We start from the raw sequence: 23,619 nt of genomic DNA on the forward strand, positions 1-23,619 counted from the left end.
GGGCGGAGCACAAACTGGCAAACCGGGAGAAATGGAAGAAGAGATGCATCAATAGTCGCCCCGTTGATCCAGGTCATGGCGCGAATCAAGAGTTGTTAGCCCATCTTTGATACTGCTACAATCGATGGGCTTTGGGCCATCCGGCCCCCTATATTAACAACAATTCTTTTCACATATAGAAAAGAGTACGCAATGTCTTGCAACCGTCGCTGTCGCACGGTCCAGCCAATGGAGAGTAGAAAATGGCATTCGAACTTCCCGCTCTGCCCTATGCAATCAATGCTCTGGAACCGCACATCTCCCAGGAAACCCTGGAATATCACCACGGCAAGCACCACAACACCTACGTGGTCAACCTGAACAACCTGGTACCGGGTACCGAGTTTGAAGGCAAGTCTCTGGAAGAGATCATCAAGACCTCCACCGGTGGTGTCTTCAACAACGCCGCCCAGATCTGGAACCACACCTTCTACTGGCACTGCCTCTCCCCGAACGGCGGTGGCGAGCCCACCGGCGCCCTGGCCGATGCCATCACCAAGGCCTTCGGCTCTTTCGCCGAGTTCAAGGATGCCTTCACCAAGTCTGCCATCGGCAACTTCGGTTCCAGCTGGACTTGGCTGGTGAAAAAAGCCGACGGCTCCCTGGCCATCGTCAACACCTCCAACGCCGGCTGCCCGCTGACCGAAGCCGGGACCACCCCGCTGCTGACCGTCGACCTGTGGGAGCACGCCTACTACATCGATTTCCGCAACCTGCGTCCGAAGTACATGGAAACCTTCTGGACCCTGATCAACTGGGAATTCGTGGCCAAGAACCTGGCGGCCTGATAAGCCCAGCTCTTGCCAAAACGCCCCGCCATCGCGGGGCGTTTTTTTATGGATTCGACTGACAGAAAAGGCGCCCGCAGGCGCCTTTCTCACACAGGATGCACAAGCTTACTGGTCTATCTCGTCGAGATAGTCATCCAGGTTGCTGTCGTCCTCCTGGGGCTTCTGATCCTTGAGCTCAGCCTGGCGACCGCTCACCTTGCCGTCGTTGTACTGCAGATAGAAGTCCTTGGTCAGGGCATAAGGATCCAGGGCATTGTCGATGATCCGCTCCTGATCGATGAGCTTGGATCGGGTACCCAGTCCATCCAGTGCCCAGTGCACCACCTTCAGCGGGAAGGTCAGCAGCGCGTAGGGGAAGTAGATGGTATCGATGGTATCCCCCACCAGCTCGCGCGTGGTGGTCGGGCCGTAGACGGGCACCATGACGTAGGCGCCGTCACCGATGTCGGCCTTGCCGAGCACGGTATCCATCTCCAGGGTATTGCGCGGGAGGCCCGCATGCTTGGCCACGTCGAAGAAGCCGAACAGACCCAGGGTGGTATTGATGGTGAAACGGCCCAGGTTGGTTCCCGCTCCCGGCAGATCCCCCACCAGCAGGTGGTTCACCATGCTGCTCGGCTCGTCGAAGTTGTCCACGAAGTTTTCGATGCTGTCTCTCACCCCCTGCGGCACATAACGGGCATAACCGTGAACCACGGGACGAGCCACATAGGGCTCAAGCATATCGTAGTTGACCGCCCACATGGCCCGGTTGGCCCCCTGGAAGGGGTCACGAGGATCGCTGGCCGTGCTGGTGGCTTCGGGACGATTTGGAGTCTCTTCGAGATCCAGGCTCTCTGGGCCTGACTTGGGAGGGCCACCCGCACAGCCCCCCAACAGCAGTGCCACCACCAATGCTCCTGAACGCAGATACATATGATAATCCTAAACTTTTATGAGCGAACCGTATGAATTATAGGCGGCCCGCCCCATCCAGGGGTCGGGCCAAGAGGGTATTAGAGGGCGTGATCGATGCGGATGTCAATCGGCGCTGACGGAATGGTGGTGGTCGGTACCGTCACGGAGATCCCTTCGAAGGCTCCCTCCTTGTTCATGACGTTGCCGCCACGGGAGAGCCGGGCCTTGAATTGCAGTGCCGGATAGGTGGCCAGCTTGCTGCCTTCCATCATGGCATCATCGTCGCCAAGGGAGAGGGTCAGCGGGAACTGAGGTCCCGGGATGCGTTTGACGGCGATGGGCATGGGCGGGCCATCGGGGATCACCGCGAATACGAACAGGTGGGCATCCTCCGGCATCTGGATGCCGGGGGCCAGGGTGACGTGCAGCGGGTATTCTCCCTCCTTCACCACGGGGACCTGCACCTGGGCACTGCCTTGCTCATGCTGGGCAACCGGCGCCCGAGTGACGGCGATGCCGCGCTGGCGCAGCTGCTGCTCGGCATACTCGATGGAGCGCTCCACCATCACATAGCGGGTCGATCCCTTCTCCAGCAGCGGCAGCATGGCCTGCCAGCGAACGAGGGCGGTCTGGAAGTCCTCTTTTTGCAGCGCCATGAAGGCATAGACGGAGCGCGCCTCGATATTGCCGGGATCCTGGGCGATGGCCGCCTGCAACAGACGATCCGCCTGCGCCTCATCACCCGTCATCATCAGGGCCTGGGCATAGGGCACCGCCACCATGGCCTTCTGTGGCGCAAGCGAATAGGCACGCTCCAGCGCCTCGCGGGCCATCTCGGGATCGTTGCCATCCAGGGTGAGTCGGCCGAGCAGCAACCAGCCTCGATAGTCGTTCGGTTCTTCTTTGAGGCGGGTACGCAGGGCCAGCGTGAAGTCCAGCAGATCCTGCTCGGTCACCTCGGCATCCCGTTCCACCAGAATGCGATTGCTGAGCTCCCCGAGGCGGCTGCTGGCATCCTGCCAGCGCTGCACCTCCTGCCAGGCGCCGAGCTTGAAGTAGAGGCCGACACTCACCACCACCAGTACCAGCACACCGGGGATCCAGATCAGGCTCTTGCCACCACGGGCGGTCTGCTCCACGTCGGGGATGTCGTCCAAGAGGCTGCGCTGCAGCTCCACCAGGGACTCCGACTCCTCCGCCAGCACCCCCTGCTCGCGCTCTTCGCCTATCTCCAGCAGGCGCTGGCGATAGAGTTGCTTGTTGAGGGCCGAGCGGCTGATGCTCTGACGTCCTTCACCGCGCCACAGCGGCAGGATCAGCGCCAGACTGACCAATACCAGCAGGGCCGCGCCCAGTATCCAAAATGCGGTCATTGTTTCTCTTCCTCTTTGAGCAGGGCGGCCAGCCGGGCCTGCTCCTCCGGGCTCAGGGTCTGCTCGGGTCGTTCGGTGGCAGGGGCTCGGCGGCGGCTTCGCACCACCACGGTGGCGGCGCCGATGACGATCACCAGCAAGGGGCCGAGCCAGAGGATCAGGGTCGAGGCCATCAGGGGGGGATCATAGAGGATGAAATTGCCGTAGCGGGCCACCATGTAATCCACCACCTCCTGCTTGTCCTTGCCTTCGCGCACCATCTGATAGGTCTTGTCACGCAAGTCCTTGGCGAGGCCGGCGTTGGAATCGGCGATATCCTGGTTCTGGCACTTGGGACAGCGCAGCTCCTTGGTCAGCTCGCGAAAGGTCTGCTCCTGGGCGTCGTTGTCGAAGGTATAGACGTCGATGGCGGCGCGGGCCTGACCGGCGCCAAACAGTCCCGCCATCAACAGCAGGGATGCAATAAGCGTTTTCATCGGTTGCTCCCTTATTTCATGGCGTCATAGATGGGTTTGAGGGTCGAGGCCCAGACTTCGGGATTGACGTCCCCCACGTGGCGGTAGCGGATGATGCCCTGACTGTCGATGAAGAAGGTCTCGGGGGCGCCATAGACGCCGAGATCCAGCCCCAGCATGCCATCCGGATCATAGAGGTTGATCTGATAGGGGTTGCCGAGCTCCGCCAGCCACTTGATGGCCTTGTCCCGCTCGTCCTTGTAGTTCATGCCGACGATATAGATCCCCTGCCCCGCCAGCTGCTTGAGGTAGGTATGCTCCCCGTAGCAGGTGGGGCACCAGGTGGCCCAGACATTGAGCAGCATGGGGCGCCCCTTGAAGATGCTCCTGTCGTGCTGCTTGTCGAGATCATAGATGTCCTGCAGGGTGAAGACGGGCACCTCCTTATCCACCATCACGGATTCCAACTTGGTGGGATCGGAGTAGAGCCCCTTGAACAGGAAAACGGCGCCGGCCAAAAAGATGATGAAGGGCAGCAGAAACAACCAGGTTTTACGACTCATGCCTTGGATCCCTCTGCACAGCGGCCATGGAAGCGGTGATTGTCATTAAAAAAGGTCGGAAACAAGCCGGTTTTACGGTGCCTCATGACTTGGACTCCTCTTCACGACGACCGAAACGATAGCGCTTGTCCAGCATGGCCAGCACGCCGCCGATGGCCATGAAGACGCCACCGAACCAGATCCAGCGCACGAATGGCTTGTAGTAGATCCGCACCGCCCAGGCGCCGTTGTCGAGCTGCTCGCCGAGCGCTGCATAGAGATCCCGGGTGATGCCCGCATCGATGGCGGCTTCCGTCATCGGCATGCGGCTCACGGTGTACATCCGCTTCTCGGGTTTCAAGGTGGCCACCTGCTTGCCATCCCGGTGCACTTCCAGCACCCCCTTGAAACCGTCGTAGTTGGGGCCGTTCTTCTCGGCGATGCCGGTGAAGACGAACTCGTAATCGGCAAAGTGCACCCGATCGCCGGCCTGCATGCGCAGGTCCTTCTCGATGCTGTAGTTCTGGGTACAGGCGATGCCGATGATGCTGACCGCGAGCCCCACGTGGCCCAGGATCATGGCCCAGTGGCTGTTGCCCAGCTTGCGCACCCCGGTGGCGAAGCCGTGCTTGTGGGTGGCGCGCACCCAGGTCTCCTGCAGGCTGGTGACGATGATCCAGACCCCGAGACCGATGCCGAGCGCCGCCCAGGGCTTGAACGACTCCGCATACAGATAAGGCAATCCGAAGGCGGCCACCACGCTCAGCACCAGGGCCAGCACCACCTTGCCCTTGAGCTCACCAATCTCCTGACGGCGCCAGCGGAACAGGGGACCGAGGCCGAGCAGCAGGGCGAAGGGGATGATGAGCCAGCTGTAGATATGGTTGAAGAAGGGGGTGCCGATGGAGATGCTGCCAAGCCCCAGCTCCTTGTGCACCAGCGGCAGCAGGGTGCCGAGCAGCACGGTCAAGAGGCCCGCCACCAGCAGGATGTTATTGCCAAGCAGCAGGGTCTCCCGGCTCCACAGCTCATGCTTGCCGTGGCTCTTCACCTGGGAGCCCTTGAAGGCAAACAGCAGCAGGGAGCTGCCGATCACCGCCAGCAGGAAGCCCAGAATAAACAGACCGCGGGTCGGATCCGAAGCGAACGCATGCACCGATACCAGCACGCCGGAGCGCACCAGGAAGGTGCCGAGCAGGCTCAAGGAGAAGGCCGAGAGCGCCAGCAATACTGTCCAGGCCTTGAAGGTGGCGCGCTTCTCGCTCACCGCCAGAGAATGCAGCAGGGCCGTGCCCGCCAGCCAGGGCATGAAGGATGCGTTTTCAACCGGATCCCAGAACCACCAGCCGCCCCAGCCGAGTTCGTAATAGGCCCACCAGGAGCCGAGCACGATGCCGAGGGTCAGGAAGACCCAGGCCGCCATGGTCCAGGGACGGGACCAGCGCGCCCAGGTGGCGTCGAGGCGACCCGTCATCAGGGAGGCGATGGCAAAGGCAAACGCCACCGAGAAGCCCACATAACCCATGTAGAGCATGGGCGGGTGGAAGATGAGGCCGGGATCCTGCAGCAGCGGGTTGAGATCGCGCCCGTCCACCGGGAAGTACGGCAAGGTACGGGTGAAGGGGTCGGAGGTGAACAGCACGAAGGCGGTGAAGCCCACCGAGATGAGGCCGAGCACCCCCAGCACCCGCGCCACCGCATCGAGCGGCAGGCGGCGGCTGAACAGGGCCACGGCGGCGGTCCAGCCCCCCAGCGTCAGCACCCAGAGCAGCAGGGAACCTTCATGGGCGCCCCACACCGCCGAGATGCGATAGGCAAGGGGCAGCAGGCTGTTGGAGTTGGTAGCCACGTACTGCACGGTGAAGTCGTTGTCCACGAAGGCCCAGGTCAGGCAGAGGAACGACAGCAGCAGCAGCAGGAACTGGGTATAGGCAAGCGGGCGAGCCGCCGACATCATGCCAAGGCGCCCCCACTGGGCGCCGATCAGCGGATAACTGCCCAGCAGCAAGGCGGTGGCGAAGGCCAGGATCAGCGCGAATTGACCGAGTTCAGGGATCATTGTTTGGCTCCCTTCAACTGCGCGTCGGTGTACTCGGGTTTGAAATGCATGCCATTGGTGGCATCGGCTACCTCTGGCGGCATGTAGTTCTCATCGTGCTTGGCCAGTACCTCGAAGGCGGCGACCGTGGTGGCATCCTTGAGGGTGCCCTGGGCGACGATGCCCTGCCCTTCCCGGAACAGATCCGGCAGTATGCCGTCAAATTCCACCGTCACCAGATGGCCGCCATTGTCGATCAGCTTGAATTCGACCTTGAGGCTCTGGGGATCCCGCACCACGGACCCCGGAACCACCAGACCGCCGATGCGCAGCCGCTGCCCCTCTTCGGGCTTGATCTTGTCCGGCCCCTTGCCTTCCACCAATTCGCTCGGGGTATAGAAGAGATCGATGTTCTGGCTGAGGGCATAGAGTACCAGCCCGGTCACGCTGGCAAGGCCGAGGCTGATCGCCAGTATGATGGTGAGGCGTTTCTTGCGTCTCGGGTTCATAGGGTGTTCTCCATCTGCTGGGCCGCCTTGCGGCGGGCCTCCCGGGCCTGTTTGTTGCGCAGCTCGCCGAGCAGGGCACGGGTTTTCATTCGGGTGGAAATGACGATGCCGACCAGGCAGAGCAGGGTCAGGCCGAAAGAGAGCCAGACGTAGAAGGCGTAGCCCCCCATGGCCAGGAAGTCACTGAACGAGGCAAAGTGCATGCTTACTTCTCCTGCTCGGCAATCTCTTTGACCCAGGGGCGATGCCACTCCCGCATCAAGAGTTCATTGCGAAAACGCATCAGGGTCAGGGCACCGAGGAAGGTGGTGAACGCCAGTATCATGATGAGCAGCGGCCACAGCATCTCGGCGGAGATGGACGGTTTGTCGAACTTGGTGATGGTGGCTCCCTGGTGCAAGGTGTTCCACCACTCCACCGAGTAGTGGATGATGGGCAGGTTGATCACCCCCACCAGCGCCAGGATGCCGGCGGCGCGGCCCGCCACCACCTTGTCGCTGAAGGCGTTGTAGAGCGCGATGACGCCCAGATAGAGAAACAGCAGGATGAGCTCCGAGGTGAGGCGGGCATCCCAGACCCACCAGGTACCCCACATGGGCTTGCCCCAGGCGGCACCGGTAAAGAGCGCGATGAAGGTGAACATGGCCCCCACGGGCGCAATGGCGGCCACCGTCATGTCCGCCATGCGCAGTTGCCACACCAGGCCGATGAAGGCGGCCACCGCCATGGTGGAGTAAGCCCCCATGGAGAGGATGGCGGAGGGCACATGGATGTAGATGATCCGAAAGGAGTCACCCTGCTGGTAATCCGCGGGGGCAAAGGCCAGTCCCCAGGCGGTGCCTATGATGAAGGCGAGCAGACTCGTCACCGCAAACCAGGGCAGCAGGGTCCCGGCCAGCCGGTAGGCCCGCTCGGGTTTGGCATAAGGGTGCAACCATTTCCACATAGCTCACAAAACCTTTCAGTTATTAATTTTATAGTGGCGAGGCCTACCATACCCACTGCCGGGAAACATCATATCCCCCGAAAGCAATAAGCAGCCATCCCCTTGATCTATCTCAATTATACGTTCTCAAAACGGGCCTAAAAGAAGCCTTTTCCAGTAATTAATCAGTTGACGCTGACCCTGAGCGCGGCGGAGATCGCCAGCGGCGTCAGGGTGATGGCCCCCACCAGCATGGCCCCCAGGATCGCGAGCTGGCCCCCATAGGGCAGCCCCATACTGGCCGCATCGATGGCGGAGGTGGCAAAGATCAGCACAGGGATATAGAGCGGCAGCAGCAGCAGGCTGAGCAGCACCCCCCCCTTGCGCAGCCCCGCCGTCAGCGCCACCCCGACAGCCCCCAACAGACTCAGCACCGGAGTACCGAGCGCCAGGGTGAGCACCACGGCCAGATAGGTCTTCATGTCCAGGGAGAGCAGGATGGCGAGCAGCGGAGAGACCAGCAGCAGGGGCAGCCCGGTCAGCAACCAGTGAGCGATTACTTTCGCCAGGGCCAGCAGCCCCAGCGGATGAGGCATCAGCATCATCTGCTCGAGGGCGCCGTCGCTGAAGTCATCCCGAAACAGCCGCTCGAGGGAGAGCATGGCGGCGAGCAGGGCCGCCACCCAGATGATGCCGGGAGCTATGCGGGCCAGCAGCTGGGGCTCGGGCCCGATGCCGAGGGGAAACAGGGTGATGACGATGAGAAAGAACCAGAGCGGATTGAAGATGTCGGCGCGCTGGCGCAGCGCCATCAGCAGTTCCCGCTGGATAAGGGTGAATACGGCGCTGAGCATCCTTCAGTCCTGCAGCAAGGGGGTGAGGGAGAGGGTCTTCAGGCGTCCTTGCATCAGGGTCAGATCCTGATGGGTGGTGAGCACCACCATGCCGCCCCGATCCGCGTGGGTCAGGAACAGGCGTTCAAGCACCTTGACCCCCTGCTTGTCGATGGCGGTGAAGGGCTCATCCAGGATCCAGAGCGCGGGTGCCTCGGACAGCCAGAGCCGGGCCAGGGCCACCCGCCGCTGCTGACCGGCGGAGAGCTGACCGGCGGGATAATCCTCGAACCCGGCGAGACCGACCTGGGCCAGTACCTGCCACAGATCCACGGAACTGGCCTGGGTGCTGTGCAGTTTCTGGTAGAAGGCGAGGTTCTCGAGGGGGGTCAGGGTCGCCTTGACACCGGGCTGATGGCCCAGGTAGAGCAAGCTGGCGTGATATTCATCCCGGCAGCGGCGAATGTTCTCGCCGTTCCAGCACACCTCCCCCGCGAAGGGTTGGGAGAGTCCGGTCAACAGCCGCAACAGGCTGGTCTTGCCGACCCCGTTGGGGCCCTCAATCTGCATCAGATCGCCCGCCGAAACCGCAAAGGAGAGGTGTTCAAACAAGGTGCGATCTTCACGCACGCAGCTCAGATTGTTGGCTTGAAGCAGCATGAGGATTTAATCATCGAGAATGAAGCGGCCTGCATATTAACACAGGTTTGCAGAGCGTCTTTTCAAAGATGCCGATTATCAACAGGATTTGTGGGGAAGATCGCGCCCCGGTGCGGGATTTTATGGCAGGGACAAGGGGGAAGCGGGCGCCTCCCCCTCCGGATTCAGGGGCGACCCTTGCGCAAGGAGATCAGCAGCTCGGCTTCCGCCTGCGGCAACTCGCATTCGCTCATCACCTCGTCGAGATCGGCGCCGAGCTCCACCATCTTGGCGGCGCGGCTGTAGAGGCGGCGCTCCGGATCCTGCAGGGTCAGTTCCTGCTGGCTGTCCTGGATCTTCTGCATGGCCCCTTCCGCCGACTGCAGGCGCTGACCCATGCCGATGGCACCGGTGTGCAGCTCCATCATCTGCTTGCGCAGACTCTCGAGCTGCCCCTTGAGCGCGTCGACCTTGGCCTCGGACTCTTGCCGGGCGCGGCGCAGACCCAATACCCCGTAAAGGGCCAGCACCAGCGCCAGCAAGGACAACCCCAAGGCGGCATATTCAATCATCAAACCATCACCTTTGTAGTGGAGAGCCGCGCCAGGGCGTTGCTCTCGTGGTCTTCATGCCAAGCTCAGAGGGAACCGATATCTTCCCACTCTTCGTCGGAAAGCAGCTTGTTGAGATCCACCAGGATCAGCAACTGGCCGTCACGGTTGCTCACCCCCTGGATGAACTTGGCGCTCTCCTCGGTGCCCACCGCCGGTGCAGCGTCAATTTCGGAGGAACGCAGATAGACGACCTCGGCCACGCTGTCCACCATGATGCCGATCACCTGCTTCTCCGCCTCGATGATGACGATGCGGGAGTTCTCGCTCACGTCCCCGGCCGGCAGGCCGAAGCGGGAACGGGTATCGATGACGGTCACCACGTTGCCACGCAGGTTGATGATGCCGAGCACATAGTCGGGGGCGCCGGGCACGGGGGCGATCTCGGTGTAGCGCAACACTTCCTGCACCTGCATCACGTTGATGCCATAGGTTTCGTTTTCCAGCTGGAAGGTCACCCACTGCAGCACTTCGTCTTCCGCCAGATTCTGGGCAATATTGCGCTTGTCTGTCATGTTCCTGATCCTTTTATGAACCCGTCAACGGGTAAAATTAGCAATAAAATCACGCAAGTGCCGATGTTATCAGCGACCTTCAATGTTCACACCACGACCGAGCAGCACCAGCAGCTCCCTGACGTGGAGCAAGGCACACATCTTCTCCTTGACCATGCCCGCCAGCCAGGGGCGCTTGCCCTCCTGATGGCGCCATTTTACCTGATCCCGGCGCAGCAGCTCCGTGCCCTTGAGCTGATGGCAGGCCAGACCCCAGGGAGACTCTCCCAGCATGATCAGATACTTGTATTCGGGAACCTCCAGCGTCTGCTCCGGCATCACCCAGAGCGCCGTGTCCACCACGTTCATCTTCTGCTCCCGGGACGCCATGATGCCGCGATACCAGGCCGGTTGGCCGAACAGGGAGGTCACCTCCCCCAGCTGATGGATGCCGCCGAGCTCGGTCAGGGGCACCGCGAAGGTGACCCCGGCCACGTCGAAGAAGAGGGCCTGAAACTCGTTGCCGGTGTCCAGATTTTCCCATTGAGCGGGGGCCGGCGCCACCTCGGTTACCAGGGCCACCTCAGGCTCGGTCACCAGCTCGGTGACGGGCTCCACCATGACAGCTGTGATAGCGTCTGGTGTGAACGCGGGCTGAACCTCCTCGACGAGCGCCTGTTCGCTGGCCTCCAACTGGAAGGCCTCGACATGGACCTCCTCATGGTTCAGCACCTCCATCTCGTCCTGCACCTGGCTCACCTGGGCCAGCAGCTCGCTCAGCTGCTCCAGCCGGGTATCGGCCTCCCGATAGGGCGCCGCCACCTCGTTGTGCACGACGGGCTGACGCTGCAGGGCTGGCGCCGGAGCCTCATCGTCCAGATTCTCCCGCAGCAGGGCATCGTCCAGCAGCAGGGAGTGGAAGTAATCATCCATGGCCCGAACCTGGGTGGTCTCTCTCATGCTGTCACCTCATGGTTCCGTTGACGCTCCAGGGCGTCGAGATAGTTGAGCAAGGTCTCATAGGCATAGGTGCCTCGGCTGCCCGGCGCATAGATGGACGGGGGGATGTGCAGCAAACTGGCATCCCGGAATTTGGTGTCAATGGGGATGACGGCATTCCACACCGCCTCGCCATACTGCTCCTTGATGGACTGCAACGTCATCAGGGAGGCTCGGGTGCGCTTGTCGAACATGGTCGGGATCACGGTATAGCGGAACTTGTCCCGCTTGGAGCGCTGCATGATCTCGAAGGTCTTCATCATCCGCTCGAGGCCTTTCAGGGCCAGGAATTCGGTCTGTACCGGCACCAGGATGCGATCGCAGGCAGCCAGGGCGTTGACCATCATCACCCCCAGCACCGGCGGGCAGTCGATGAGCACGTAGTCATATTGATACTGCACCCGCAGCAGCGCCCGCTTGAGCACCAGCCCCATCCCCTCCCGGTTGCCCATGACCCTGTCCAGGGTCGCCAGGGTGATGGAGGCCGGCAGCAGGCTGATGTTCTCGAACTTGGTCTTGAGGGTCATGCGATTGACCAGCTCACTGCTCGGCTTGGCTGCCTGGAACAGCTCGTACAGAGTCCCCTCCAGCCGGTCCGAATCAAAATCGAGATAGGAGGTCAGGGAGGCGTGAGGATCGGTGTCGATCAGCAGCACGCGCAGGCCCTTCTGAGCCAGAATGCCCGCGAGAGAGACCACTGTGGTGGTTTTACCGACACCACCTTTCTGATTGGCTACCGTCCAAACGATCAATGTATCAATCCTGTCTTGTTGTTATGCGTATGCCGCCACCGGGCAGCGTCACGACTCTGACGTCTTCGCTGTCCACCGCAGCAGGCGCTGTCGCAGCCGGAGCTTGTGCCTGGGGCTGGGCGGGAGCAGGTGCGACCCAGGCGAACCTGGATATGGCGACCACCACCTTGCGATTCTGTAGCCGCCCCTGTTCAGTACCGTTATCGGCCACGGGGGAGAATTCCCCATAGGCTTCATAGGCGAGGCGCTGGGGCACTATCCCTTTTGTGATCAGGGCCCCGAGTACGGCCTCGGCCCTCGCCGCAGAGAGCGCCCAATTGGAGCTGAACATCTCGTTGTGAATCGGTTCGTTGTCCGTATAGCCCCGCACCCTGACATAGTTATCGACCGGCTTCAAAATACCTGAAAGCGTATCGAGCACGGGCGCCGCATTGGGACCGAGGAAGGCACTGCCACTGTTGAACAGCAGGCCGGCGCTGAGCTCCACCGTCAGCCAGTTGTCATCCTGGGTGATCTTGACCACCCCCGCCTCCACCAAGGAGCCCATGGTCTGCTGCAACTGCACGTCGATGGCGGCAAGGGAGGCCCCATCCTGCTGGACAGGGGTACCGGTGATGGGGGCAAGGGAGGGGGCCGGAGAGGCCTGGCTCTCCAGCAGGCTGGGGGCCGCCGATACCGCATGATCCAGCAGGGACTTGCCCTGCCCCTCCAGCAGACCGTCGCTGCGCGGGATCTGGTTGAAGGCCTGGGTCATCCCCTCGATGACGGCACGGTATTGCTCCTTGTTGACGATGGCAACGGAGTAGAGCACCACGAAAAGGGCGAAGATGAGGGTCATGTAATCGGCGTAGGAGACCAGCCAGCGGTCGAGATGTTCTCGTCCCTGCAGGTGCAAACGGTAGCGCTTGCGCATGGCTATTCCCCCTTCAATCAGATAACCCGTAACCGCCTTTGCGCTGCCAATCGGTCTCCCTCTGGACGAGTGCCAAGGATCGACTACTCCCCTTTCAGATAAGCCCGTAACCGCCGTTCAACCTGCAGACCGTTCTCCCCGTGGGCGATGGCCAGCAGCCCCTCCAGCGTCATCTCCTGATAGAGACCGTAATGGTAGTGGAATGCCCTGAGGCGATTGGCAATGGGCAGATAAATGAGGTTCGCAAACCCCACCCCGTAGATGGTTGCGACGAAGGCGATGGCAATTCCGGCCCCGAGCGTACCCGGCTCCTCCAGGTGGAACATGGCCTGGATGAGGCCGATCACCGCCCCTATGATGCCGATGGTCGGGCTGTACCCCCCCATGGCTTCGAACACCCGGGCCGCGTGCTCGTTGCGCTCCTGCTCGATGTCGATGTCGGCCTCCAATAGGCGGCGCAGATCCTCGATGGCGACCCCGTCCACTATCATGGTGAGCCCCTGACGGGTGAAGGGTTCAAGCTCCTCCTCCGCCTGGTTCTCCAGTGCCAGCAAGCCTTGCTGGCGGGCAAACTGGGCCCAGGTCTGCAGCCGTTCGGCCTGCGCAGGGAGATCCCACTGGGGCGGGAACAGCATCCAGCGGGCCTGCTTCAAGGCCGCCAGCATGTATTTGCGGGGGGTCTGCAGGATCACCGCCCCCCAGGTGCCGCCGACCACGATGACGAAGGCCGGGCCGTCGAGCAGGGTCAGCAGGCTGCCCCCGTGCCACCACTGGGCAATCGCCAGGGCAGCCAGCGCAAGCACCAGGCCGAGCATACCCATCTAGCGGCCCAACTCGACCAGGATGCGCTGGGCGACCCTGTCCAGCGGCAGGGATTCACTGGCGATGCCCGCCTTGGCGACCGCCTGGGGCATGCCATAAACGACGCAGGAGGCTTCATCCTGCGCCCAGATGGTAGCCCCTTGCTCTTTCAGCAGGCGAGCCCCATCCCGACCATCGGCCCCCATGCCGGTCAGCACGATCGCCAACACCTTGTCCCCGTAGATCTTGGCGGCGGAGGCGAAGGTGATGTCGACACAGGGCTTGTAGTTGACCTTGTCGTTGCCATCCAGGATGCGGATGCGCGAACCGGGGCCACGCCCCTCCAGCAGCATCTGCTTGCCACCGGGAGCCAGATAGGCATGACCGGGTTTAAGCACGTCGCCATCTTCGGCCTCCTTGACGCCGATCTGGCACAACCCGTTGAGGCGGGCGGCGAAGGCGGCGGTAAAGGTCGCCGGCATATGCTGGATTAACAAAATCGGATGGGGGAAATCCCCCGGCAACTTGGTCAGCACATTTTGCAGCGCCACCGGCCCACCGGTGGAGGTCCCGATGGCCACCAGCTGGTAGCTCTTGCCACTGCGCTTGAAGCTGGCGGGGGCACTTGGCGTTCGCACCGGCTCGGCGGGGCGCACGGCCACACCAGCAGCAGTGGTACTGGCAGCGCCGCCCAGCACGGGGCGTGCCACGGGTTCTGGGGCTCTGGGCCTGGCCGCCATCAGGAAGCGCTTGCGGGCTATCTCCCTGACCCGCTGCTGCAACAGGCTGACCGCTTCGTCCTTGTCGCGGGCGATGTCTTCAAACTTCTTGGGCAGAAAGTCGAGGGCACCGGCATCCAGCGCATCCAGGGTCGCCTTGGCGCCGTCGTGGGTCAGGGAGGAGAACATCAGGATGGGCGTCGGGCATTTGGCCATGATCTCGCGCACGGCGCTGATGCCATCGAGCACCGGCATCTCGATGTCCATGGTGATGACATCGGGCCGCAACTGCTGCGCCTTGTCTACCGCCTCCCGCCCGTTCTGGGCCGTGTCGATCACCGTCATCAGGGGATCCTGATTGATGATCTCGCTCACCCTGCGGCGGAAGAAACTCGAATCGTCGACCACTAATACCTTGACTGCCATTGTGCTTTTTCTAACTCCTTGGGCCAGACCGATCAGTGACGACGTGCATAGGCCTTGAGCAGGCTGGGCACATCCAGAATGAGGGCGATGCCGCCATCGCTGGTGATGGTGGCCCCCGCCATGCCCGGGGTGCCTTGCAGCAGGTTGTCCAGGGGCTTGATGACCACCTCTTCCTGGCCGATGAGGTTGTCCACCACGAAGCCCACCTGCTGGGTGCCAATCTGGACGATGACCACGTGACCGGTGTCCTGGCGGGCAGACTTGGCGCCGCGCACCAGCCACTTGTGCAGGTAGAACAGCGGGATGGCCTTGTCGCGCACTATGATGGTGAGCTGACCGTCGACCATGTTGGCCTTCTTCAGATCCAGATGGAAAATCTCGTTCACGCAGCCAAGGGGCAGCGCAAAGGTCTGCTGACCCACTTCCACCATCAGGGTCGGCAAGATGGCCAGAGTGAGGGGTACCTTGATCTCGAGGCGAGTGCCCTTGCCCCAGGTGGAGTCGATATGCACGGAACCATTGAGGCTGACGATGCTGGTTTTCACCACATCCATGCCGACACCACGGCCGGAAATATCGGAAATCTCCGATTTTGTAGAGAAACCGGGTGAAAAAATCAGGTTGTAGGCGTCGTTATCACTCATGCGCGCTGCACTGTCGGCGTCCAGTACGCCACGACTGATGGCGATGGATTTCAGCTTCTCCGGATCCATGCCGGCGCCATCGTCCTCGATGCAGAGCAGGATGTGATCTCCCTGCTGGGAAGCGCTCAGGGTGATGGTACCCTGACGGGGCTTGCCCGCCTTCTCCCGCACATCCGGCATCTCGACGCCGTGATCGCAGGAGTTGCGCACCAGGTGAACCAGGGGATCGGCCAGGGCCTCCACCAGGTTCTTGTCGAGATCCGTGTCCTCACCGACCATGATGAGTTCGATATCTTTCTTGAGGGTCCGGGCCAGGTCGCGCACCACCCGCGGGAAGCGGCCGAACACCTTCTTGATGGGCTGCATGCGGGTCTTCATGACTGCCCCTTGCAGGTCAGCCGTCACCACATCCAGGTTCGCCACCGCCTTGGACATCTCTTCGTCATTGCTGGCGATGCCGAGGCTCACCAGGCGGTTACGCACCAGCACCAGCTCACCCACCATGTTCATGATGACGTCCAGGGTCTTGGTATCCACCCGCACCGTGGTATCGCTCTGCACCGCACTGTTCTCGGCGGGTGCAGCGGGCTTGGCTGCAGCCGAGGCCTGGGGAGCTTTGGCCACCGGCGCTGGCGCAGGCTTGGCGGCGGGAGCCGGTTTGGCTGCCTGGGCGGGAGCTGCGGCGGGCGGTGGGGTTGTCGCTGCCGGAGCAGCCGGAGCAGCCGGAGCAGCCGGAGCAGCCGGAGCAGCCGGAGCAGCCGGAGCAGCCGGAGCAGCCATGCTATGTTGCGGACTCTGGCCACGGCCATGCAACTCATCGAGCAGGCGCTCGAACTCGTCGTCGCCGATGAGGTCGTCCACCTCCTGCTGCACCGATTGCAGCGGGGCGAGATCCGGCTTGCCGCCGTGCTGACCCTGGCCGTGCAGCTGGTCGAGCAGGGCTTCGAATTCGTCGTCGGTGATATCGCCTGTGTCACTCAGCACCGGAGACGCGGAGATGGTCGGCGCCTTGCCGACACCGTGCAGTTCGTCCAGCAGGCGCTCGAACTCATCGGCGGAGATCTCGTCGATGGAGCCGCCGCCATTGACGGCGGTCGGGGCCTCAGGGGCTGTCATGACGGGTTCCGGTTCGGGCTCGGGTTCGGGTTGTGGCACAGCGGCAGCGCGGGCGGTCAGCAATTGCTCCTGGCCCTCGGGTTTGCACAGCTCGTGCAAGTCGTGCAGCAGTTCGTCAGAGGCCGGGCTGGTGGGCTCCCGGTTTTGTACCTGGGCGAACATGACGTTGATGGCATCCAGCGCCTGCAGGATCACATCCATCAGCTCGGCGGTGACGCTTCGCTTGCCGTTGCGCAGGATATCGAAGATGTTCTCGGCGCCGTGGCAGACGTCCACCAGTTCGGTCAGGGAGAGGAAGCCGGCCCCGCCCTTGACGGTATGGAAGCCGCGGAAAATGGCATTCAACAGATTCTTGTCATCGGGTCGCTTTTCCAGGTCGACCAGTTGCTCAGACAACTGTTCCAATATTTCTGATGCTTCGACCAAAAAGTCTTGCAGTATGTCTTCATCAACTTCGAAGGCCATGCGTCACTCCATTAAAATCCCAGGCTAGACAGCAGATCGTCCACATCATCTTGACCGTTGACCACATCGGACCGCGTCTGGGGGTTCATGATGGGGCCTTCTGCCTCGATGCCACTCACGGGCTGGCTGCGGGTGACCTGTTCACCGGCGGCCTCACCAAACATGGTCAGCATCTCTATCAATTTTGTTTCCACTTCCTGCACCAGCTTGATGACCTTGCGGATCATCTGACCGGTCAAGTCCTGGAAATCCTGTGCCATCAGAATTTCCGTCAGCAGTTGACGTAACTTATCGGCATCGGACTCCGAAGCCTTAATGAAATCATTCAGTTGATGGCAGAGCGCCTTGAATTGACCCAGTTCCAATTCCCGGCTCATCAAGGCATTCCAATTGGGCATAACCAGCTGGATGTTGTCGTTGAGACGATCGGCGATCGGCAGACTGGCCTCCACCGCATCCATGGTGCGGTTGGCCGCCTTGTCCGTCATGTCGATGACATAGCTCAGGCGCTCCCGGGCATCGGGGATCTCGTGGGTGGCGAGATCCGGGATCCGGGGATCCAGGCGAAAGTCCTGCAAAGAGTTGTGCAACTGGCGGGTCAGCTGCCCTACCTTGTCAAACAGGGTCGCCGCATTGGGGGCACACACATCGGCGAGAATGGTATCGGCCTGTTCAAACTCCTCGCGCTCCAGATGGGCAACCAGCATCCTTGCCTGCTCGAGCGAGATCATGGCACTCGTTTTGGCCTTCATCCCTGCCACTCCTTAGCCGATTCGTTCGAAGATTTTGTCGAGCTTCTCTTTGAGGGTGGCGGCAGTGAACGGCTTGACGATGTAGCCATTGACCCCGGCCTGAGCGGCTTCGATGATCTGCTCGCGCTTGGCTTCGGCAGTGACCATCAGGACCGGCAGGTGCTTGAGTTTGTCATCCAGGCGAATGGCCTTGAGCAGGTCGATGCCCTGCATGCCCGGCATGTTCCAATCGGTGACCACAAACTGGTAGTCGCCATTCTTGAGCATCGGCAGCGCCGTGTTGCCGTCGTCTGCTTCGTGGGTGTTGTTGTATCCCAGGTCACGCAGCAAGTTCTTGATAATCCGGCGCATCGTTGAAAAATCATCGACGATGAGGATTTTCATGTTCTTGTCCAAAATTCCCTCCTAATTAGCCGTCAGGACGGCTCACTTACATGATGCTGAACGTAGCGTTAATGGTGCGGATTATGCCTTAGAGTTGGGTCTCAGTGTAGCCAGTACAACCACTTATAAATTCCAATCTCGCAGGCGCGCCCGCAATCTGTGCATGGCCTGACTGTGGATCTGGCTCACGCGAGACTCGCTCACGCTCAATACTTCACCGATCTCACGCAAGTTCAATTCTTCGTCGTAATACAGCGAAAGCACCAGGGCTTCCCGCTCGGGCAAGCGGGCGATGTGCTCCGCCAGGGCCCCCTGGAAGCGCTCGGCCGCCAAATCGTCGTAACCGCCGTGACTGATGTCATCGGGATGGCCTATCACATCCTCGCTGACCCCCAGATCCTCGATGCCGATGATCTTGCCGCAGGAGACATCCTGCAGCATGGCGTGGTAATCACCGAGGGAGACTCCCATCTGGGAGGCCACTTCCGTATCCCTGGCATCACGGCCGTGGGCCTGTTCCACGTTTTCGATGGCCTCGGCGATGGCGCGACTGTTGCGATGCACCGAACGGGGCACCCAGTCGCCACGGCGGATCTCGTCGAGCATGGCACCGCGGATGCGGATGCCGGCGTAGGTCTCAAAGCTGGCGCCCTTGCTGCCGTCAAAGTTTCGGGAAGCTTCGAGCAGCCCAATCATACCTGCCTGGATCAGGTCATCCAGCAAGACACTGCTTGGCAGGCGAGCCAATAGATGCTGGGCAATCCGTTTCACCAGCGGAGCGTGACGCTCCACCAGCACGTAGGAATCCTGATGACGCAAGTATGCTTGGGCTTTATTCACGGGACTCTTCCTGTGCTATGACCGGCTTTTGCAATAAATTCTCGAGGAAAAACTCGAGGTGACCACCCGGCTGGTTCGGAATGGGCCAGCTCGCCGCCTTGTTGGCCAGGGCGCGAAACGCCAGGGCTGCCGGCGACTTGGGGAAGGCCTCAACGATCAGCTTCTGCTTGCGCACGGCGGCGCGCAGGTTGGTGTCGTAAGGCACGCAGGCCACCAGCTCCAGAGAGGTGTCGAGGAAGCGATCGGTGACCCGGGTCAGCTTGGCGTAAAGCTCCTGCCCTTCGCGCAGGGAACGCACCATGTTCGCCACCACCTTGAAGCGGAACACCCCGTGATCCTTGGAGAGGATCTTGATGAGAGCATAGGCATCGGTAATGGAAGTGGGCTCGTCGCACACCACCACCATGATGTCCTGGGCGGCGCGGGTAAAGCTCAGCACCATGTCGGAGATCCCCGCCGCCGTGTCCACCAACAGCACGTCCACCTGGGTCTTCATCTCCCCGAAGGCGCGGATGAGCTCGGCGTGTTGTACCGGGGAGAGCTCCACCATGGACTGGGTACCCGAGGTCGCCGGCACTATCATCATGCCATAGGGCCCCTCGACGATGATGTCATCGATGGTGCACTCGCCGGCCAGCACGTGGGAGAGGTTGCGATGCACCCGCAGCCCCAGCATGACGTCGACGTTGGCCAGACCCAGGTCGGCATCCAGCACCATCACCCGCTTGCCCTGGGCGGCCATGGCTCCCGCCACGTTCAGGGTGACGTTGGTTTTGCCCACGCCCCCCTTGCCTCCGGACACGGCGATCACTTTCACTCTATTGTTTTGACGCATTTTGCGCAGACCACTCGCCTGATCCATATACATGTTACTCATAAAACTCCGAATCCTCGGTCTCGCCAAAGCCAGCCCCCCAGAAATAGGGGTCTTCCGCTTCTCGCTCCAGCGAACCCATGGCGGCGCCGACCAGCAGCGCCGCATTGGCAACTTGAATGTCTTCCGGCACCCGTTGTCCATCGGTGATGTAGCTGATGGGCAGGGCATTTTGAATGCAGACGTTGATCACTTCCCCCAGATTCAGGCTCTCGTCGAGCTTGGTCAGGATGCAGCCGGACAGGGGAATACGCCGGAAGTGATCCACCGCCTCCTGCATCACCCGGCGCTGGGAGGTGGCCGACATGACCAGATAGCTGCGAATCCGCATCTTGGCATTCTTGACCAGGGTATCGAGCTGCTCGGTCAGACGGACATCCCGCTGCCCCACCCCGGCGGTATCGATAAGCACCAGCCGGCGGTTGCGGAACTGGTAGAGCGCATTGGCCAGCTCTTCGGCATCCCGCACCTGGCGCACCGGGCAACCCATGATGCGACCATAGGTCTGCAACTGCTCGTGGGCACCGATCCGGTAGTTGTCCGTGGTGATGAGTGCCACCTGCTCGGCACCGTACTTCATGGCAAAGCGGGCCGCCAGCTTGGCGATGGTGGTGGTCTTGCCGACCCCGGTCGGGCCGAGCAGAGCCACCGCGCCGCCCTGGCGCAAGATGTCATCTTCGCTGATCTTGAGCTGGGCCGTCAGCACCTCGGCCAGCTGGGCCATGGCCTGATGGATGGGCATGTCTTCCGGAATCAGACCCGCCAGCTGATCGGAGAAGGCGTCATCGAAGCCCATCTTCTTGAGCTCCTTGATGAGCAGGGCCCGCATCGGCTCGCGGCGCTCCACCTCCTGCCACATCAGACCGGAGATCTGGTGCTCCAGCAGCTTGCGGATGCTGGCCATCTCCTTGCGCATCCCTTCCATCTCCTGATCCCGCTGGGGAGCCTGAGCCGGGCGGGACGGAGACGCTGGACGGGGCCTGGGCTTGGCAGGCTCGGGGGCAGCCCCCCACTGGCCCTGTTCCGCCAGGGTCTTGGGGGCGGCAGTGGCCGACACCAGACCGGCAGACTGGTTGCTGTTGCCCCTCTCCCCTGCCGGGTTGGCGGGGTTGAGCTTCTGCTGGCGCGCCAGCAGCGCGGCCAGGGTATCGGCATAATATTCGTTCTGCTCCTTGGGAGCCTGGCGCGTCATCTGCTTGCCCGCAGACGAGATATTGACGCTCTCATCGTTCAACTGACGGCGAACCGGCGCATCCTTGGGTCCGGGCACCTGGGACTGGTAGTCGACGGCTGCGACTATCTCCACCCCACCGGTGACCTTCTTGTTGGACATGATGACAGCATCCGGCCCGAGAGTCTCCTTGACCTCGGCCAGCGCAGTACGCATGTCTTTGGCAAAAAACCGCTTAATCTTCACCCGTCATCTCCGCTAACTAGCCTTGTCCTACCGCACTGACGATGCGGATCTGCTTGTCGTCAGGCACTTCCTGATAGGACAGCACGCGTAATCCAGGAATGGCATTCTTGACAAACTTCGCCAGGGTATTGCGCAGTATCCCCGATGTCAGAAGCACGGCCGGTTGGCCTTCCAGTTCTTGTCGTTGAGTGGCTTCCACCAGGGAGCGCTGCATCCGCTCCGCCAGTCCCGGCTCTATGCCGGCGCCATCTCCCCCACCTGCTTGCAGGGATTGATGCAATATACGTTCCAATTCTGGCGACAGGGTGATCACCGGCAGCTCCGGTTCGGGGCCTGCGATCTCCTGCACGATGAGTCTGCGCAGGGCGATACGACAGGCGGCCGTCAGCACTTCCGGATCCGGGCTGCGGGGCGCATATTCCACGAGGGTCTGCAGGATAGTGCGCATATCGCGAATTGGCACGCCTTCATTGAGGAGATTTTGCAGCACCTTGACCAGATTGCCCATGCTGATCACCTCGGGAACCAGACCTTCCACCAGCTTGCTCTGGTGCTTCCCTATCATATCCAGCAGTTGTTGCACTTCGTCATGACCCAACAGCAGCGCCGCGTGGTTGGAGAGGATCTGGCTCATGTGGGTGGCGACCACGGTGGCGGCATCCACCACCGTATAGCCCAGGGTCTGGGCCTGGGAGACCTGCTCCTTGGCGACCCAGACCGCCTCCAGCCCGAAGGCGGGGTCCTGGGTGGCGATACCCTGGATCTGGCCAAACACCTGGCCCGGATTGATGGCCATCTCCTTGTCGTGATAGACGGTGGCCTCCCCTGTGCTCACCCCCATCAGGGTGATGCGGTACTGGTTCGGCGCGAGATCCAGGTTGTCCCGGATATGCACGGCAGGCACCAGGAAGCCGAACTCCTGGGAGAGCTTCTTGCGCACCCCCTTGATCCGGTTGAGCAGTTCTCCGCCCTGGCTCTTGTCCACCAGCGGAATAAGCTGGTAACCCACCTCGAGACCGATGACATCCACCGGCATGACGTCATCCCAGCTCAGATCCTTCTGCTCATGAGGTTGATCGGCCGCCTGCGGCAACAACTCGCCACTGGCCGCTTTGGCGGCCCGCAGCTTGTCACGGCGCAGCAGCCACCAGGCACCAACCGCGGCGATGGCACCGAGGCTCAGGAACGCCAGGTGTGGCATGCCGGGCACTATGCCCATCAACAGCAAGATGCCGGCGGAGATCACCAGTGCCTTGGGGTTTTCGAACAACTGGCCGAGCACCGCCGTGCCCATGTCCTGATCCGTGTTCTGGCGGGTCACGATGATGGCGGCGGCGATGGAGAGCAGCAACGAGGGGATCTGGGCCACCAGGCCGTCACCGATGGCGAGCAGGGTGTAGACCTGGGCCGCCTCGCTGAAGGTGAGCTGGTGCTGCATCATGCCGATGATGAAGCCACCGATGATGTTGATGAAGAGGATCATGATGCCGGCGATGGCATCCCCCTTCACGAATTTGGAGGCACCGTCCATGGAGCCATAGAAGTCCGCCTCCTGGGTCACGTCCTGACGGCGCTTCTTGGCCTCTTCCTGATTGATGAGGCCGGCGTTGAGATCCGCATCGATGGCCATCTGCTTGCCGGGCATGGCATCCAGGGTGAAGCGGGCGCTCACCTCGGAGATACGGCCGGCACCCTTGGTGACCACCACGAAGTTGATGATCACCAGGATCATGAAGACGATGATGCCGACCGCATAGTTGCCGCCGATCACCACGTTGCCGAAGGCCTCGATCACGTGACCGGCGGCCGCGCTGCCGTTGTGCCCTTCCAGCAGCACCACCCGGGTGGAGGCCACGTTGAGGGCCAGACGCAGCAGGGTCGCAATCAGCAGGACGGTGGGGAAGGCGGCAAATTCCAGGGGGCGGCGAGTGTAGACGGCCACCAGCAGCACCACGATGGAGAGGGCGATGTTGAAGGAGAACAGGATATCCAGCATCAGGGGCGGAATGGGCAGCACCACCATGCCGAGGGAGGCGAGCACCAGCAGCGGGGTCCCTACCCCCTTGCCAAGCAACCACCTGTACTCTTTTAAACGGCCCAATCCTGCCTTGAATCCCATCGCTGTTCTCAGTTATCGACTGCCAGTTTCCGGATTAAAGCAAACATCAAGCCAATAATTCAAATTATTGATATACAAGGGTTTTGTTTTGACGCTGTCAGAAGTTCGACGTTGGTGAATCTTTCATCACCGACATAACGCAAAGGGGATCGGCAGCTCCATGGTGATGGGGTCGGTCGGCGACCACGGCGGAACGTCTTGAGCGGAGAGACGTAGGCCGGCACCTGGCCCACGGCGGCAAGACTACTTGCG

25 protein-coding genes are annotated in these 23,619 nt (G+C 61.6%); 1 reads left to right on the plus strand and 24 read right to left on the minus strand.

All coding sequences use genetic code 11. The features are described 5' to 3' along the window. The first annotated feature begins 242 nt into the window (after positions 1–242). A complete protein-coding gene (sodB, locus tag ACW5W7_RS01700) occupies positions 243–827 on the plus strand; it encodes a superoxide dismutase [Fe] (RefSeq protein ID WP_349918814.1) in 585 nt (194 codons plus the stop codon). A gap of 108 nt (positions 828–935) precedes the next feature. On the opposite strand, the gene ACW5W7_RS01705 is transcribed toward sodB, so the two are convergent. The 24 genes from ACW5W7_RS01705 to flhA form a co-directional block, all read right to left on the minus strand. Then, the gene (locus ACW5W7_RS01705) at positions 936–1,745 is read right to left on the minus strand and encodes an MlaA family lipoprotein (RefSeq protein ID WP_349918816.1); all 810 of its coding nucleotides are present in this window, start codon (positions 1,743–1,745) and stop codon (positions 936–938) included. 80 nt (positions 1,746–1,825) lie between these two features. Further along, positions 1,826–3,100, minus strand: a complete 1,275-nt coding sequence (gene ccmI, locus ACW5W7_RS01710) for a c-type cytochrome biogenesis protein CcmI (RefSeq protein WP_349918818.1) — start codon at positions 3,098–3,100, stop codon at positions 1,826–1,828. Beyond that, positions 3,097–3,576 (minus strand): cytochrome c-type biogenesis protein, encoded by a 480-nt coding sequence (locus ACW5W7_RS01715; protein WP_349918820.1) that lies wholly within the window; start codon positions 3,574–3,576, stop codon positions 3,097–3,099. Before ACW5W7_RS01715 ends, ccmI begins: the two co-directional genes overlap by 4 nt. Positions 3,577–3,587: 11 nt before the next feature. Next, positions 3,588–4,118, minus strand: a complete 531-nt coding sequence (locus ACW5W7_RS01720; RefSeq protein WP_349918821.1) for a DsbE family thiol:disulfide interchange protein — start codon at positions 4,116–4,118, stop codon at positions 3,588–3,590. Positions 4,119–4,200: 82 nt separating this feature from the next. Further along, positions 4,201–6,156 carry a heme lyase CcmF/NrfE family subunit gene (locus ACW5W7_RS01725; protein ID WP_349918822.1) on the minus strand — a complete coding sequence of 652 codons (1,956 nt, stop codon included), beginning with the start codon at positions 6,154–6,156 and terminating at the stop codon, positions 4,201–4,203. After that, the gene (ccmE, locus tag ACW5W7_RS01730; RefSeq protein WP_434663396.1) at positions 6,153–6,644 is read right to left on the minus strand and encodes a cytochrome c maturation protein CcmE; all 492 of its coding nucleotides are present in this window, start codon (positions 6,642–6,644) and stop codon (positions 6,153–6,155) included. Before ccmE ends, ACW5W7_RS01725 begins: the two co-directional genes overlap by 4 nt. Beyond that, a complete protein-coding gene (gene ccmD / locus ACW5W7_RS01735; protein WP_011705300.1) occupies positions 6,641–6,847 on the minus strand; it encodes a heme exporter protein CcmD in 207 nt (68 codons plus the stop codon). The genes ccmE and ccmD overlap by 4 nt, the downstream gene beginning before the upstream one ends. A 2-nt stretch (positions 6,848–6,849) precedes the next feature. Further along, positions 6,850–7,590, minus strand: a complete 741-nt coding sequence (locus ACW5W7_RS01740) for a heme ABC transporter permease (RefSeq protein WP_456500577.1) — start codon at positions 7,588–7,590, stop codon at positions 6,850–6,852. Between the two features lie 164 nt (positions 7,591–7,754). Continuing rightward, positions 7,755–8,423: a heme exporter protein CcmB gene (gene ccmB / locus ACW5W7_RS01745; protein ID WP_349918826.1), complete on the minus strand. Its 669-nt coding sequence runs from the start codon at positions 8,421–8,423 to the stop codon at positions 7,755–7,757. Between the two features lie 3 nt (positions 8,424–8,426). Further along, a complete protein-coding gene (gene ccmA / locus ACW5W7_RS01750; protein ID WP_434663401.1) occupies positions 8,427–9,062 on the minus strand; it encodes a cytochrome c biogenesis heme-transporting ATPase CcmA in 636 nt (211 codons plus the stop codon). 164 nt (positions 9,063–9,226) lie between these two features. After that, complete coding sequence (locus ACW5W7_RS01755; protein ID WP_434663404.1) at positions 9,227–9,613, minus strand: DUF2802 domain-containing protein; 387 nt, start codon at positions 9,611–9,613, stop codon at positions 9,227–9,229. A 65-nt stretch (positions 9,614–9,678) separates the two neighbouring features. Continuing rightward, positions 9,679–10,167 carry a chemotaxis protein CheW gene (locus tag ACW5W7_RS01760; protein ID WP_349918831.1) on the minus strand — a complete coding sequence of 163 codons (489 nt, stop codon included), beginning with the start codon at positions 10,165–10,167 and terminating at the stop codon, positions 9,679–9,681. 69 nt (positions 10,168–10,236) lie between these two features. Next, positions 10,237–11,106 carry a chemotaxis protein CheW gene (locus tag ACW5W7_RS01765; protein ID WP_349918833.1) on the minus strand — a complete coding sequence of 290 codons (870 nt, stop codon included), beginning with the start codon at positions 11,104–11,106 and terminating at the stop codon, positions 10,237–10,239. Next, positions 11,103–11,897 (minus strand): ParA family protein, encoded by a 795-nt coding sequence (locus ACW5W7_RS01770; protein ID WP_456500578.1) that lies wholly within the window; start codon positions 11,895–11,897, stop codon positions 11,103–11,105. Before ACW5W7_RS01770 ends, ACW5W7_RS01765 begins: the two co-directional genes overlap by 4 nt. Positions 11,898–11,901: 4 nt before the next feature. Next, entirely contained in the window at positions 11,902–12,810 is a 909-nt protein-coding gene (locus ACW5W7_RS01775; RefSeq protein ID WP_456500579.1) for a flagellar motor protein MotB, read from the minus strand. An 83-nt stretch (positions 12,811–12,893) separates the two neighbouring features. Further along, a complete protein-coding gene (locus tag ACW5W7_RS01780; protein WP_349918837.1) occupies positions 12,894–13,631 on the minus strand; it encodes a flagellar motor protein in 738 nt (245 codons plus the stop codon). Further along, positions 13,632–14,756 carry a protein-glutamate methylesterase/protein-glutamine glutaminase gene (locus ACW5W7_RS01785; protein WP_456500580.1) on the minus strand — a complete coding sequence of 375 codons (1,125 nt, stop codon included), beginning with the start codon at positions 14,754–14,756 and terminating at the stop codon, positions 13,632–13,634. It abuts the gene before it with no gap. Positions 14,757–14,788: 32 nt separating this feature from the next. After that, complete coding sequence (locus ACW5W7_RS01790; RefSeq protein ID WP_456500581.1) at positions 14,789–16,981, minus strand: chemotaxis protein CheA; 2,193 nt, start codon at positions 16,979–16,981, stop codon at positions 14,789–14,791. An 11-nt stretch (positions 16,982–16,992) separates the two neighbouring features. Beyond that, entirely contained in the window at positions 16,993–17,733 is a 741-nt protein-coding gene (locus tag ACW5W7_RS01795) for a protein phosphatase CheZ (RefSeq protein WP_349918841.1), read from the minus strand. A 12-nt stretch (positions 17,734–17,745) separates the two neighbouring features. Beyond that, positions 17,746–18,117 (minus strand): chemotaxis response regulator CheY, encoded by a 372-nt coding sequence (gene cheY, locus ACW5W7_RS01800; protein ID WP_425266319.1) that lies wholly within the window; start codon positions 18,115–18,117, stop codon positions 17,746–17,748. 123 nt (positions 18,118–18,240) lie between these two features. Then, positions 18,241–18,957 carry an RNA polymerase sigma factor FliA gene (locus ACW5W7_RS01805; RefSeq protein ID WP_349918843.1) on the minus strand — a complete coding sequence of 239 codons (717 nt, stop codon included), beginning with the start codon at positions 18,955–18,957 and terminating at the stop codon, positions 18,241–18,243. After that, positions 18,950–19,825 (minus strand): MinD/ParA family protein, encoded by an 876-nt coding sequence (locus tag ACW5W7_RS01810; RefSeq protein WP_349922509.1) that lies wholly within the window; start codon positions 19,823–19,825, stop codon positions 18,950–18,952. The genes ACW5W7_RS01805 and ACW5W7_RS01810 overlap by 8 nt, the downstream gene beginning before the upstream one ends. A 1-nt stretch (position 19,826) precedes the next feature. Then, the gene (flhF, locus tag ACW5W7_RS01815; RefSeq protein ID WP_456500582.1) at positions 19,827–21,248 is read right to left on the minus strand and encodes a flagellar biosynthesis protein FlhF; all 1,422 of its coding nucleotides are present in this window, start codon (positions 21,246–21,248) and stop codon (positions 19,827–19,829) included. A gap of 16 nt (positions 21,249–21,264) precedes the next feature. Beyond that, on the minus strand, positions 21,265–23,367 hold the full coding sequence (gene flhA, locus ACW5W7_RS01820; RefSeq protein WP_349918845.1) for a flagellar biosynthesis protein FlhA: 2,103 nt from the start codon (positions 23,365–23,367) through the stop codon (positions 21,265–21,267). Positions 23,368–23,619 lie beyond the last annotated feature (252 nt).

The sequence above is a fragment of the Aeromonas intestinalis genome, from assembly GCF_054052485.1.

What these genes read in the sequence shown, in the direction of transcription:
- ACW5W7_RS01775 (WP_456500579.1), bottom strand. Translation starts at nt 12,810, where the DNA reads ATGCGCAAGCGCTACCGTTTGCACCTGCAGGGACGAGAACATCTCGAC.
- ACW5W7_RS01785 (WP_456500580.1), bottom strand. Translation starts at nt 14,756, where the DNA reads ATGGCAGTCAAGGTATTAGTGGTCGACGATTCGAGTTTCTTCCGCCGC.
- ACW5W7_RS01755 (WP_434663404.1), bottom strand. Translation starts at nt 9,613, where the DNA reads ATGATTGAATATGCCGCCTTGGGGTTGTCCTTGCTGGCGCTGGTGCTG.
- ACW5W7_RS01740 (WP_456500577.1), bottom strand. Translation starts at nt 7,590, where the DNA reads ATGTGGAAATGGTTGCACCCTTATGCCAAACCCGAGCGGGCCTACCGG.
- ccmI (WP_349918818.1), bottom strand. Translation starts at nt 3,100, where the DNA reads ATGACCGCATTTTGGATACTGGGCGCGGCCCTGCTGGTATTGGTCAGT.
- ccmB (WP_349918826.1), bottom strand. Translation starts at nt 8,423, where the DNA reads ATGCTCAGCGCCGTATTCACCCTTATCCAGCGGGAACTGCTGATGGCG.
- ACW5W7_RS01760 (WP_349918831.1), bottom strand. Translation starts at nt 10,167, where the DNA reads ATGACAGACAAGCGCAATATTGCCCAGAATCTGGCGGAAGACGAAGTG.
- ACW5W7_RS01725 (WP_349918822.1), bottom strand. Translation starts at nt 6,156, where the DNA reads ATGATCCCTGAACTCGGTCAATTCGCGCTGATCCTGGCCTTCGCCACC.
- ACW5W7_RS01765 (WP_349918833.1), bottom strand. Translation starts at nt 11,106, where the DNA reads ATGAGAGAGACCACCCAGGTTCGGGCCATGGATGATTACTTCCACTCC.
- ccmD (WP_011705300.1), bottom strand. Translation starts at nt 6,847, where the DNA reads ATGCACTTTGCCTCGTTCAGTGACTTCCTGGCCATGGGGGGCTACGCC.
- ACW5W7_RS01705 (WP_349918816.1), bottom strand. Translation starts at nt 1,745, where the DNA reads ATGTATCTGCGTTCAGGAGCATTGGTGGTGGCACTGCTGTTGGGGGGC.
- ccmE (WP_434663396.1), bottom strand. Translation starts at nt 6,644, where the DNA reads ATGAACCCGAGACGCAAGAAACGCCTCACCATCATACTGGCGATCAGC.
- flhA (WP_349918845.1), bottom strand. Translation starts at nt 23,367, where the DNA reads ATGGGATTCAAGGCAGGATTGGGCCGTTTAAAAGAGTACAGGTGGTTG.
- ACW5W7_RS01720 (WP_349918821.1), bottom strand. Translation starts at nt 4,118, where the DNA reads ATGAGTCGTAAAACCTGGTTGTTTCTGCTGCCCTTCATCATCTTTTTG.
- cheY (WP_425266319.1), bottom strand. Translation starts at nt 18,117, where the DNA reads ATGAAAATCCTCATCGTCGATGATTTTTCAACGATGCGCCGGATTATC.
- ACW5W7_RS01810 (WP_349922509.1), bottom strand. Translation starts at nt 19,825, where the DNA reads ATGTATATGGATCAGGCGAGTGGTCTGCGCAAAATGCGTCAAAACAAT.
- ccmA (WP_434663401.1), bottom strand. Translation starts at nt 9,062, where the DNA reads ATGCTGCTTCAAGCCAACAATCTGAGCTGCGTGCGTGAAGATCGCACC.
- ACW5W7_RS01790 (WP_456500581.1), bottom strand. Translation starts at nt 16,981, where the DNA reads ATGGCCTTCGAAGTTGATGAAGACATACTGCAAGACTTTTTGGTCGAA.
- ACW5W7_RS01795 (WP_349918841.1), bottom strand. Translation starts at nt 17,733, where the DNA reads ATGAAGGCCAAAACGAGTGCCATGATCTCGCTCGAGCAGGCAAGGATG.
- sodB (WP_349918814.1), top strand. Translation starts at nt 243, where the DNA reads ATGGCATTCGAACTTCCCGCTCTGCCCTATGCAATCAATGCTCTGGAA.
- ACW5W7_RS01780 (WP_349918837.1), bottom strand. Translation starts at nt 13,631, where the DNA reads ATGGGTATGCTCGGCCTGGTGCTTGCGCTGGCTGCCCTGGCGATTGCC.
- ACW5W7_RS01715 (WP_349918820.1), bottom strand. Translation starts at nt 3,576, where the DNA reads ATGAAAACGCTTATTGCATCCCTGCTGTTGATGGCGGGACTGTTTGGC.